8 protein-coding genes are annotated in these 12788 nt (G+C 57.9%); 7 read left to right on the top strand and 1 reads right to left on the bottom strand.

Features of this window, described 5'->3' with window-relative positions:
- Positions 1-10: 10 nt before the first annotated feature.
- From ATI45_RS00405 to ATI45_RS00420, 4 genes are all read left to right on the top strand, one after another.
- The gene (locus tag ATI45_RS00405; protein ID WP_098417798.1) at positions 11-2824 is read left to right on the top strand and encodes an intermembrane phospholipid transport protein YdbH family protein; all 2814 of its coding nucleotides are present in this window, start codon (positions 11-13) and stop codon (positions 2822-2824) included.
- 24 nt (positions 2825-2848) lie between these two features.
- Positions 2849-3064: a YnbE family lipoprotein gene (locus ATI45_RS00410; RefSeq protein ID WP_098417799.1), complete on the top strand. Its 216-nt coding sequence runs from the start codon at positions 2849-2851 to the stop codon at positions 3062-3064.
- 113 nt (positions 3065-3177) lie between these two features.
- On the top strand, positions 3178-3522 hold the full coding sequence (locus ATI45_RS00415) for a YdbL family protein (protein ID WP_098417800.1): 345 nt from the start codon (positions 3178-3180) through the stop codon (positions 3520-3522).
- A gap of 96 nt (positions 3523-3618) precedes the next feature.
- A complete protein-coding gene (locus tag ATI45_RS00420; protein WP_098417801.1) occupies positions 3619-4854 on the top strand; it encodes a DUF5610 domain-containing protein in 1236 nt (411 codons plus the stop codon).
- A gap of 62 nt (positions 4855-4916) precedes the next feature.
- On the opposite strand, the gene ATI45_RS00425 is transcribed toward ATI45_RS00420, so the two are convergent.
- The gene (locus ATI45_RS00425) at positions 4917-5621 is read right to left on the bottom strand and encodes a dienelactone hydrolase family protein (RefSeq protein ID WP_098417802.1); all 705 of its coding nucleotides are present in this window, start codon (positions 5619-5621) and stop codon (positions 4917-4919) included.
- A gap of 180 nt (positions 5622-5801) precedes the next feature.
- Here ATI45_RS00425 and ATI45_RS22125 point away from each other — a divergent pair, with 180 nt between their 5' ends.
- From ATI45_RS22125 to ATI45_RS00435, 3 genes are read left to right on the top strand one after another with little or no spacing between them, the layout of a single operon-like run.
- Complete coding sequence (locus ATI45_RS22125) at positions 5802-5981, top strand: hypothetical protein (protein WP_179888367.1); 180 nt, start codon at positions 5802-5804, stop codon at positions 5979-5981.
- Entirely contained in the window at positions 5950-10611 is a 4662-nt protein-coding gene (locus ATI45_RS00430) for an alpha-2-macroglobulin family protein (protein WP_179888368.1), read from the top strand. Before ATI45_RS22125 ends, ATI45_RS00430 begins: the two co-directional genes overlap by 32 nt.
- Positions 10595-12643, top strand: a complete 2049-nt coding sequence (locus ATI45_RS00435) for a transglycosylase domain-containing protein (RefSeq protein ID WP_143751110.1) — start codon at positions 10595-10597, stop codon at positions 12641-12643. The genes ATI45_RS00430 and ATI45_RS00435 overlap by 17 nt, the downstream gene beginning before the upstream one ends.
- Positions 12644-12788: the final 145 nt, after the last annotated feature.

The following is a 12788-nucleotide window of genomic DNA, read 5'->3' on the forward strand; positions in this document are numbered from 1 at the left end:
GGACTCCGCAATGGACACTGGGCGCAAACACAAAACCCGCTCGACGGTGGTTATTCTGTTGTTGATTGTGCTGCTGGCTTTGGTGGCCGGTGCTTTTTGGGTGAAGCACAGCTGGGAAGCAATACTGGCACAGAACAACATTGAGCAGGTTCAGTGGCAGGTTACCCGGTTGGGTTTGCACGGCGCGTCGGTCGGCGAACTGCGGGCTATTCAGCTAGGCCCTGAACGCCGTCTTATCATAGAGGCTCGCGATATCACTCTGGGCTGGCACTGGGGCGGTGGCGGTAAGTGGCAATGGCAAAACTGGTTGCCGCAGTTGAATACTCTGAACGCGCAGCAGCTGGAACTCGAGATTGTTGCCACCGAGCCTGAGTCAGCCGTTGATGACTCTTCTGCAACACCCGCTTTTTCGTTATTTGAACAAATTCCGCCGCGGCTCACTCTTCAGCAAACACATTGGCTGCCCTCACGCGTTCGTGTCCAGCAATTTCAGGCCACCCTTCCTTGCGCCAGCGGCCGTTGTTCGCTGCAAGGAGCTCTTGATATTCAACACAGCGCTCAAGGAACAGACAATGGTTTGCCTATAAACGCGAGTTTGCTGCTCGAGCACCAAGGGCACCGGGTCGATTTTGTTGCCACGCTCGCTTCGACGCAAGAAGGTGCTTGGACTGAAGGAAGTGCGTTGAGTGGCGGGGATAGTGCTGCACCCGGTGAGCAGGGATTGCAGATGTCAGCGACCGTCGATATCGACAGTACGCGCAACCTGACTCTGGAAACCCGTTACCGCCCGCTTGAGTCGAACACAGAAATGCACTGGCAAGGGTCCCTCTCCGTGCCGGAACTGCCCAACGCGGAGTGGCTGATTGCCTGGGTTCAGAGCTGGACGCCGTTGCCCCAGGAGGCGGGTTTTGCCCAGCCAGAGCAAGGCTCGGTGAATGTCCGTTGGGATTTGCAGGGGCCACGCCAGAGCTTTTTTACGAAGGCAACAGGCACGGTCAATGCCGAAGCCCGGGTGCCACAGCCCTGGCCGGTGCCGGGCCTGGGCAGTGTAAAGGGTGATTTGGCTTTGGCGTTGGCGCTCAACCAGGGCACTTGGCAACCTCAAACCTTAAGCGCAGACCTGATGCTAACGCAGCCGGCGCAGTGGGCTGCGGCATTGCCTGTGCAGTTGCGCCCGCAACAGCTAGAGCTGTCTTTACGCCCGGCCTCCGTTTTACCTGGAACGGCATCTGCCCAGGCTGGCGCCGATGAAACGAGTGCAAACGAAAACCCGGCGAATGCGCCTCTACCGTTGCAGGTCGCCCTGCGCAGCCGCGGCGCGACCGATATTAACCTTGACGCCCATTTGGCGATTTCTACGTCGGCGCCCTGGCAGGTGCAGCTGGCCGAAACCCGGCTTTCAGCAAACCTGGCCCGGCTGGATGTTGGCCAGTGGCGTATTGATAAGCCCGAACTGGCTCTGTTGATGAGCGGTGAACTGACATCGACAGAAGCGAATCTGACCTTTGCCCAATCATCTCTGGTTTCCGCTACTCGGATTAAATCTCTGGGCGGCAATGATGCCGAGGCGTTTGAGCTACAAAATCCGCAATTGGCACTGGCCGGCAACAACCTGACGGCAGGCTTCAAAACGGCCCCGATGACGTTGGAGAAACTGACATTCAGCGGGCCGTTGGACATAAGCGCCAAGCAGATAAAACATCCTCAGTTGCTGACGCAGCGCTGGCAATTTAACGGCAAAACGAAAGCCGATACGAACGGCTTTCAATTGTTGGGAATAGCCAAAGCGAACAGCGGCACCTCCGCCAATATCAATCTTAAAGTTCCTTATGGCACCGCGGCCGCACAGGCCATTGTTGTCAACGCGCAAATGCGGGTGAGTGGCAAGCGGGAAATTGACGGCCTGGGGCGGGTGCTTGTGGCCTGGCCGGAACTGCTTGACGCCAGCGGCGGTACGGTAAGTGCCAATGTGAAGGCACAGTTGCTGCCGGGCCAGCCGTTGGTTGTGGATGGCAAGCTGGTGTTTCTGGACGTTGGCGGTACCTGGGATCGTACCGCATGGCGCAACATGAATGGCACGGTTGAAGCCACCTTGAAGTCTGACCAATTTCAGGTATCGACATCGCAGTTGACCTTGGACGAGATCAACCCCGGCATTCCACTCGGGCCCCTCGTCCTGGCCGGGGATTACCGTGGGCCAGCACAACAGCCAATGGCGGGCCAGCTTACCTTAACCCAAGCCAATGCCGGCGCCTTGGGTGGGCAGCTGAGCATTGCGCCGGGAAGCTGGAATTTTGCCGCAGCTCCGGTCACCGTGCCTTTAGAGCTGGATCGCCTGAGCCTGGCACAGCTGCTGTTGGTTTATCCGGCAGAAGGCCTGGCTGGTACCGGCATACTCAGCGGCACCATTCCGCTGCTGGTAGACCCAGCCACCGGCGTGCGCGTGAAAAGTGGCCGCCTGGGTGCGCTGGAACCGGGTGGTCAGCTGCAATTGAGTGCAGAACGGCTGCGCGCCCTGGGGCAAAAAAACCAAACCATGGAGTTAGTGTCGAAAGCTCTGGAGAACTTTCGTTATTCGGCTCTCAGCAGTGATATTGATTACGACGAAAACGGCACCTTGATGCTGGGCCTGCATTTGAAAGGCAACAGCCCTGAGGTGGGTGATGGCCGTGCTGTGGTGTTGAATATTAATCTTGAAGAGAATGTCCCCGCCTTGCTGACCAGCTTGCAACTAAGCGGCCGGGTGACGGATGCGGTGGCCGAGCGGGTGAAAAAACTGCTTAGAAAACGCGAGCGCGAACCCGCGGAAGACCTGATAAAGTAATTGGCAATAAAGGAGCATATTATTATGACGTACGTTAGTTTGAATGTTTTTCGCCCGCTAACGGCGCTGCTTGCGGGTTTGTTGCTGGCCACGGTGGTGGCTGGTTGTACACCCACGGTGCGAGTGCAGGCACCGCAGGAGCCGATTACGGTTAACCTGAATGTAAAAATTCAGCACGAAATTTACGTGAAGGTTGATAAGGATGTGGAAGAGCTGTTTAGTGAAAAAGGCCTGTTCTGAGTTCGCAACCCTGTTAAAAGTACCCCACGACAACGAGTGCATGCACCAAACAATCAAAAGTGTGCGTACCTGATCGTAAAGAGTGTACGCCTCTGATAATCAAGGAGTTGAATATGACTATTTACCAGCGCATCGCTGCCTTGCTGCTAACGCTGAGCCTGAGCATTCCGGCGTTTGCCATGAGCCTTGACGAAGCTAAAAATGCCCTGGATTCTGCAAAAAGCCAAGGTTTAGTGGGTGAAACGCCGTCTGGTTATTTGGCCCCGGTGACGTCTGACGCCCGCGCCCGCGATATTGCAGAGGCCATCAATGATGCCCGTCGCGAAGCGTACACAGACATTGCCCAGAAGAACGGCATTGCAGTGTCAAAAGTGGAAGCTGTGGCGGGCCAGAAAGCGGTTGAGAAAACTGCGGCCGGGCAATACATCGAAATAGATGGCCGCTGGGTACAAAAATAAACCGGTTAAAGTTTGAGCGCCGCGCGCCGATACCCGTTGTAACTGGGTTGGCTGTTTGTGAATTGCAGCCCGTACGCTTGAACGAGGTTTGTTGCCATGGTTTCGCTTTTATACGGTCCGCTTTCGCCGTCATCACCACAGTCGCCTTCGCAATCACGGGTAACCAACGAGGCGCAGCCTCAGCGCCGTGATGCCCCGCTGCCCGGCCCGGGAGCTAGCGAAGCGAAAGCCACAGAATCTGCCAGCAAATCCCAGCGCCAGGTTATTCGCACGCCAGAAGATGCCATCAACGCGTTGCGCTCGCGTCTTCAGCAGCAAATGGAGCAAAGCCTGGGCAAGCTTGAAGACCCGGGCGCCGCTGCAGCCCGCAATCTTGGCAGTGGTTTTCAGCCGCCGTCTGCCGCGGACGTGGCGGGCACGGTGCTGGGCTTTATTCAGCTGCGGCTGGAACAGGAAGCGGCAGCCGGAGCAGACCCTGAACGCCTTGCCAACCTGATGGAGCAGGCCCGCGCCGGCATTGAAAAAGGCTACGGCGAAGCCCGCGAGCAAATTGAAGCCCTGGGGTTGATGAATCCCAAACTCGCCAGCGAGATTGATGACGGCTTCAACCGCATTCAGAACGGCCTGGACAAACTCGCCGAGCGCTTTTTGGGCCAGCCGGCGGTCGCCGATGGCGGAGTACCCGTTAGCAGAAGCGGTATGCAGGTTGAATCTGCTTCCCGCGGCGCTTTTCGCTTTGACGTAACTACCGCCGATGGCGACAAAGTGTCTATTCTGATGGAAGAGAGCCGCTATCTCGCAGTTCAAAGCCGTTCAACGGGCAGCGAGAGCGGTGAGTCGAATTCACTGACTGCAGTCAGTGCTTCTGCCGGGCGCTATTCTTTCAGTGTGGAAGGTGATCTGGACAGCGGCGAACGCGAAGCCATTGCCGGCCTGCTGGAGCAGGCGCAGGGCGTTGCCGGGCAGTTTTTCCGCGGCGATGTTCAGGGCGCGTTTGAATCCGCACGGGGCTTAAACCTGGGCGGCGAAGAACTGGCCAGTTTCAGCCTGAACCTGTCTTCCAGCCGCACGGTATCAACCACGGCCTATGAGTCCACATCTGGCCAACCGTCACTGGCCAGCCAGCTGCGCCCGTTGGCCGGGTTGGCTCAGAATGTTCGCGAGCTGGGGCAGGGTGGCATCGACAAGGGTCTCGATACCACCACGTTGAACGATTTGGTGCAGAGAATGCTGGATGACCAGCAGGATGCGATTAGCGAAAGCTCGAACAGCAATCGCCCGATGATGGACGAATTCATTGGCGCCATCCTCAACGGTTTGCAGCCAGGCTAATATCAGCCCAGCCCAGCCCAGCCCAGCCCAGCCCAGCCCAGCCCAGTCCAGTCTAAATAAGCTCAGCCCGCCAGGTGCTGAGCCAGAAACACCAGCGTGCGGCCGCGGGCCAAAGCCGCCGCACGTTGGTTGTAAGCCGGTCGCCCCCAGCAATTGAAGCCGTGATCCACTCCGTCATAGGTGTGAATATTGGTGTGTTCCTGGCCTTCAAAAGCTTTGTGCACTTGGTCAACAGCGCTGGCCGGTATTAATCCATCCAGGCCGGCGTAATGGAACAATATGGGTTGGCTTATCTGCTCGGCCAGGTCCAGATGGTTTTGAATCCCGCCACCGTAATAGCTGACAGCGGCGTCTGGCATGCCGCTGGCGGCAGCCCGATAGGCCAGCTGCCCGCCCATGCAAAAACCAAGCACGCCCACCTTGCCAGACACTTGCGACAATCCCCGTAGATGTTCAATGGCGGTCACAACGTCTTCTGCCGCCTGGGTGAAGTCGGTGCCCTTCATCAGCTCAAACGCTTCGGCGGTGCCCGCTTCGGTATAGTCCAGATTGGTTCGGGTTTGTTGGCGCCAGAACACATCCGGTGCCAGCACCACAAAGCCGTCCAGCGCATACTGCTCGGCAACGGCACGAATGTGATCGTTTACGCCCCATATTTCCTGAATCAGCACTAGGCCAGGGCCTGTTCCAGCCGGTGGCAATGCCAGGTAGCCGGAAAACGTGTTTTTATCGGCGGGTGAAATCGTAATCCATTTTTCTGATGTCATTTCGATGCCTTTCAATAGATGCCGGTTAACATTAGGCGCCTGTAAACAGATGCCTGTGAAATATGGCGAAATGTGGCGTTCGAGTGAATTATTCTGCGAATACCTTGGTCACCATGGCTGGCGTCGCAGTGTTCGTCCATCATTACAGATATTCGACATCCGATGGAACAGGATTCCGCTATGGGTTATTTATGGTTTGTGGTTGCGCTTTGCATGTGTTTGGCCGCGCCTTTGTCAGCAGAGGGCCAGCAAGCCCCTTGCTCTGATCCAGACTGTGAAGACACAGCGCAGTCTTCGTCAGCCCGGAAAAAGCTGGCGGGCAAGCCGGTTGTGGACGAGTACGCCCAAGCTGAAAAATAGCCTGACCATTACCAATGGCAGCGGCGTGGTGTTAGTACCTGCCGGCAGTGCGCCGTCTTTGCAGGTGCAGGCGATAGGCCATCAGCGGGTTCAGGTTACCGTGCAGGCCCTTTTGCCGGCGGTTGCCCGTCGCTTGCTGGAATCAGAGCAGCTTAGCGAAAAAGGGTATTTCGACACTAACGAAAGCAAGCTGTTGCACCAGCAAGTGATTGCGCTGCAACCGAACGTTTATGGCGAAGCCAGCCTGAATATTGATTTGAGCAAAGCGGACCTGCCCGCGGGTGCTGCGTATTTGGCTCGGGTGTCGCCCTGTCGCGATGCAGACTGCGAGCTAACCCGCTATCGCAGTTATGACGATCAGCAAGTGGTGGTACTGCATTCGCGCTACGCGCTTTCAGCCTTGGTGGCCGATAGCGAAACCCTGGTGTCGATGCGGGATTTTGACAGCGGCGAACTGATTGCCCGCGGCAGCATCGAACTGCTGGCTAAAAACTCCGAATCCTTGGGCAGCTTCGCCATTCGTGGCGATGGCTACGCCCGAATTCCCAACGCGCTGATGCGCGGTCAGAACGGCTCGGCGCCCGCCTTGTTGATCAACGAAAACAATCGCGCCCTGAGCTATCTATCGCTGAATGAATCGCCTTTGTCGCTGGCGCAATTGCCGGTGGATGGCGCTGACACCGCGGTGTTGGGTGATGGCTATTTGCGTACCGAGCGCGGCGTGTATCGCGGTGGTGAAAGCGTGTATTTCAGCGCCATCGCCCGCGCTGACGATCTGGTGCCCATGGCCGGGCAGAATCTCACCCTCAAAATCATCCGCCCGGACTCCAAAGTATTGACCAGCCAGCCTGTTACTAGCGACAGCAATGGGTTGCTCAGCACCGAAATAACCCTTGGTGCCACGGCCCATAAAGGTCGATACCGCGCGCAATTGCTGCTGGGTGATACCCAGCTGGCCAGCACCGGTTTTCAGGTGGAAGATTTTGTACCAGAAACCATGGAAGTGAACATCACCGGGTTACCGGAGTTCGCGGCTATTGATCAAACGCTGGCCTTTTCAACCGAAAGCCTGTTTCTGTTTGGCGCGCCGGGTGCCGACAGGCCCATTTCTGCCCAGCTGCGGGCAAACCCCACGCGCCAACCCTTCGACGTATTCGACGGTTTTAAATTTGGTGGGCTGGATGAAAACCATCAGCAGCAAGCTCTGCTGGACTCGCAAACCCTGCAAACCTCGGAGGCAGGCCGGGCGGATTTCGAATTCAGCGCCAGTGCGTTTGAATCCATCGCCAACAGCGAACTGCCCCAGCGCGTAACGGTCGCTGTGGAGCTGGAAGAAGTATCCGGCCGGGTAACCCGCCAAAAAGAATCGGTGTTTGTGGCGACCCAGCCGAGCTGGATAGGTGTAAAACCCGCTGACGCCCAGAGCGGGTATGGCAGCGGCAGTACACCCGAATTTTTGCTGACCAGTGTTAATGCGCGCAGCGGCCAGGCTAACTCGGAAACCGTGCGCTGGCGGCTGATTGAGGAAGAGTGGGACTATTACTGGACCCGCAGCGGCGAAGGCTGGGATTACCGCATCGAGTATTACGAGCAGGGCGTTCGCGCCAGCGGTACGGTTGAGGTGAACGCAGCCAGCAACCTTGCCCAGGCGACCCTGACCTTGCCGGCTTTGAGTAACGGCCGTTACAAACTGGAGCTGCTACCGGAAACCGGCCAACCCACCCAGACCCGCCTACAAGTAGGCTGGTGGAGCACTTCCGGCGCCAGCGCAGCGGTGCCCGACGTGCTGGACGTTGCGGTGTCTGACCTGCAACCGAATGCCGGCGACACGGTGACCGTGTCTATAGATGCACCGTTTAACGGCACCGCGGAAATCATGCTGGTGACCGATAGTGTTCTTAGCGTTCATCAGGTTGTATTGGCCGATCGCAAAGCCAGCGTGGATGTAAAAGCTCCGGCCGGTGCCAGCCAGGCCTACGTGCTGGTGAAAGCCTATCGCCAGGCGCCTGCCGGTTCGGCTGGCGCTGCCCGTGCGGTTGGCGTGGCTCATCTTTCCATCGAGCCGGAGCGCTTTCGCCGCCAGGCATCTATGGATTTGCCTGAGTTTGTGCGCCCAAACCAGACCGTGAGCCTGACGGTGAATGTGTCGGATGCAGCCGACGGCGCCAGCCTGGTGGTTTCAGCGGTGGATATTGGCATTCTGAACCTGACTAATCACCCCCAGGCCACGGCGTTTGACTGGTTCACCCGCAAGCGGAGCTTTAGTGCGGACCTGTTCGACCCATATGGTTTGGTGTCGCGCCTGAGTGATGACATTGGCGGCACCAATCTGGTGGTGGGTGGCGACGAAGCCGCCGCTGAACAGCCCAGTCGCAAAACCTTCTTCGAGACCATTGCCCTGCAAACCGGTGTGGTGAAGGTGCGTAACGGCAAAGCCGAGTTTGCGCTTGATATTGGCCAGATCAACGGCCGCCTGCGCTTGGATGTAACCGGCTCTGATGGCCGCCGTTCCATACAGTTTAGCGACGAACTGATTGTGCGCGAGCGCGTAGCCGTAAATTCATCGGTGCCGCGTACCGTTACCCGGGGTGATCGCTTTCAGGCGGGAGCTGCTCTGACGTTGACCGAAGGCGAAGCGCAAACGGCGGTTTTGGAATGGTCGGTGACTGGGCCGTTCGAGCTGGGAGTCTTTGAGCGGGGACAGTCCAAAGGACAGTCCCCTCAATCCCAGCCGTCCGGCGAAGCCCGGGGACAGTCCGAAGGACAGTCCCCTCAGTCGGGCCAAACCCGGGGACTGACCTCTGGTCTGTCCCCTAAGTCTCAGTCCCGGGGACTGACCTCTGGTCTGTCCCCGCAGTTAAGCACCAAGATAACCTGGACCACCTCCGGCCAAACCCGTGAAGTATCCGTGCCGGTAAAGGTAACCGCCAACGGTCAGGGCAGCATTGGCCTGCGCGTTACACTGGCAGATGGCCACGAACAATCGTACCAATGGCCGCTGCTGTCACGCCCCGGCGGCTCGCTGATCACCCTGACAGAAACCCGGGAAGTAGCGCCTGGCGCCACAACCGCGGTACCACTGGACCTGCTGGCAGTGTTAGATGACGGCCGCGCCAGCCTGTCGGTCAGCCGCTTCCCGTTGCCAGACCGCACCGCATTGGCGGCGAGCTTATCGCGCTACCCCTACGGTTGCCTGGAGCAAACGGTGTCCCGGGCGTTTCCACTGATTGTGATGGACCAGACCCTGGCCGAGCGCGGCAAATTTACCGAAGCGCGTGAGCGCCTGGGCAAAAGCTACCGCCGCATAGCCGATCTGCAACGTTCCTCCGGCATGTTCAGTATGTGGAGTGACGGTGGCGATTCGGAAGAATGGCTCAGTTTGTACGCCTATGAATTTCTGCTGCATCCGTTGCCCGAAGGCGTTTTTGAGGCCAACGACGCTCGCCATCTTGATCGCCTGCGTCAGCAAATGCTGACGGACATGGCGCCCAATTTGCCGCGGTTGATGGGCTCCAACAACGCCGAAGTAAAGATTTATGCGCTGCTGCTAGGTGCTCGTCAGGGCAACGCGGATGTGGGCGAAATGCGTTATTTGCTGAGCCAGACTGATGGGCTGACCATGACCAGTGCTTCCCAGTTGGCCATGGCGTTCAGCCTGCTAGGCGACAAACCCCGAGCGGAGCAGGCTTTCGCCATCGCCGTTCGGGCGGATAGTGAAAGCTATCGTTATTCCACCTACGCCACGCCGGTTCGCCACAGAGCGGCACTGGCCCGTTACAGCGCGGAAGCTAAATCGGACAAGGCGGAAAGTGCGCTGGCCGCGATGACAATAGCTGTTAATAGTGACCCGTGGTTGAACACTCAGGAAAAAGCTTGGGCCTATCTGGCCACGGAAGCCGCCCACGCCAGTGCAACGCCAAAAGACGGCGCCTGGTCGCTGAACCGCTCGGTAAATGAATTGGATCTGAGCGAAACGGACAAAGGCCTTAGGTTAACCAATCATTCCGACGAATCGCTTCACCTTACCCTGGTGGCAACGGGCAATCGCGCCGACCGGGGCGCTGAAGAGAATGCAGGTGAAGCTGTGGCTAAAAACCTACCACCATCCATTGCAAAACTGTTGCTGGGTGATGCCGAAGGCAAACCCGCCGATGTCAGCTTGACTCAAGGTTTCGCCATTGTGGGTACTGATATGAGCGCCCGCGAGGCTAGCCTTAAAGACGGCGTTATTGAACTGCAACAGGGTGAGCTTCTGGTGAGCACCGTGGCCGGAAAAATAACCCGTGAGCGGGCGGATGGCGAATGGCTGATTGAGCAAAAAGCCGCTGGCGGGCTTGAGATCGAGAATCCGAATCTTGGCGGCATAAGCGTAGAAACCCTATTTGAACTGCTGGGTTTTCCCTGGCAGCCAAAAGATAGCGTGCACTCACTGTACCTAGACGACCGTTTCACCCAAGTGATTAGGCCGCGTTATCAGTTTGGCAAAAACGACCGCCTGGAATCCGTGTCGGTGTGGCGCGCCGTTACGCCCGGAAACTACCGTATGCCGGCAACCTATATGGAAAACATGCTGAACCCGTCGTTGAATGCCTCAACCGAGGGTGTACGCATCCATGTTACGGCGAACTAGTTTTGAGCCTGGTTTTAAACCGGGTTTCCACAGAAACGTAAAAAGAGACGCTGCAAAAAGCCGCTGGTTAAAACTGTTCGCCGCGACATTCATTATTGTGGGTTTGCTGGCTCAGCCGCTGGTGCAGTGGGCGGCGTTGCCAATGGAACGCCTGCATCAGCAAAGCCTGGTGTTGGCGGACAATCAGGGCGAATGGCTGCACGTGCGGCTGCTGGGCGACAGCTACCGTTTGCGGCCCCAAGGGGAAGTCAGTCAGGCCTATATCAATCTGCTGCTGGCCTACGAAGACCGGCGCTTTTACCAGCATCCGGGTGTAGACCCGCTGGCCATTGTGCGGGCCACCATCAACAACGTGAGCCACGGAAGAGTGGTATCGGGTGCGTCGACTATTTCCATGCAGGTCAGCCGTTTATTGCGGCCCCATACGCGTACGCTGGCGGGCAAAGTGCGCCAGGCTTTGGGCGCGCTGTGGCTGGAGGCTCATTATTCCAAGCAGGAAGTTCTTGACGCCTATCTCACGTTGGCCCCGTACGGTGCAAACGTAGAGGGCATCGAAATGGCCAGCCGCTATTGGTTCGACAAATCGCCAGTGGCACTGACCTACGCCGAAGCCGCTTTGCTGGTAGCGCTTCCCCAGAGCCCGGCGAAACACCGGCCGGATCGCTTTCCAAAAATAGCCCGTGCGGCTCGGGACAGGGTGCTGCGCAAAGGCTTTGAAAGCGGCCTGTTAACCCTTGCCGAATACTCTGACGCCACGTTAAGCCCGCTACCAGAAAATTCGGTGAGTTTCGCCCAGTTAGACCACCACTTGGCAGACCGGGCCATGGCAAAGGGCTTGTCTGGTTTGAATGCCACAACCTTGAACCGAACCACCCAGCGTAACCTGAGCGCCATGAGTGCGAACTGGGCTTTGCCCCCTGGTGTTAATCTTTCAGCACTGGTGCTGGATGCCAAGGGCGCAATGGTCGCGCACTTGGGTTCGCAGGACTACTTCAACGCCCAAGCCAGCGGCGCCGTCGACTTCAGCGTGCAAGCGCGTTCGCCAGGATCGGCTTTGAAACCGCTGATTTACGCCTACGCCGAAACCGCCGGTGTACTGCGATTTGAAGAGGTTTACACCGACCAGCACACCGATTTTGGCGGTTACACGCCGGATAACTTCGACCATAGCGAAAAAGGTCAGCAAACCTTTGGCGATGCGCTAATCCGTTCCCATAACCGCGCAGCGGTGGAAGCCCTGCAACGTTTGTCGCCCGCGGCCTTTGAGTCTGAGCTCCGCGCTCGCGGCGCCACTCTGTATGGCGATATTGGCCTGCCCATTGCCGTAGGCGGCATTGGTCTTACCTTGCAAGATCTGGCGGGTTTGTACACCGGGTTGGCCCAGGGCCAGCACAGCTCAAAAGCGCACTGGCTAAAAAGCGCCGAAGCCGTAACGCGACCAATGAATGACCGCATTGCGGCCCGCACCACCTATCACTTGCGGCGGGTGGCCTTACCGGAAAATCGCGCGCGCACGTCTACCTTGAATAATTTCGCCCTGAAAACAGGCACGGGCCCCCGCGGCAGCGATGCCTTGTCTGTGGTGTATACCCGCGATCACGTGATAGCGGTGTGGGTTGGCAGCCCTGATAACGCCGAATTGCCCAGCCACACAGGCTTACAAACCGCCGCGCCTATTGCGCTGGCAATACTGGATGCCCTGGGCCCCGAGCGGCCACCCTTGTCATTGGCCTCTGGCCCGGCCATAAAGCCTGATTCTTTGCGTCAGCAGAGTATGAAAGTGGTGTTCCCCGGCAATGGCCTGGAGCTGGCCTTTCCACCGGGGCGAGACGCCATACGCCCGCGCCTGACCGGGGCCGAGTACCCGGTGAGTGTGGTGTTGAACGGCCAGCAACTGATTACCCTGGCGTCGCCGCGGGATACGCTGCGCTTTCCAACCGCCGGGTTCTGGACGCTGGACATTCAGGATGCCCGCTCGCAGCAGGCAAGTCTTGCGCTGCGGGTAATGGGGCAGGGTAGGAGTGAGCAGTAAACAGGCAGGTTCAAAAAATCTGGACTAAAGTGCTAATCACTGCCAACGAGGATGGACTCATTTTGAAAAAAAGCGCGTTACCTATTCTGTTAGCGGCGGAATTGCTGTCAACACTGAGCAACCTTTACTCGTTAAAGCCGAAGAT

The organism is Marinobacter sp. LV10MA510-1 (genome assembly GCF_002563885.1).
In the GTDB taxonomy this organism is placed as follows: domain Bacteria; phylum Pseudomonadota; class Gammaproteobacteria; order Pseudomonadales; family Oleiphilaceae; genus Marinobacter.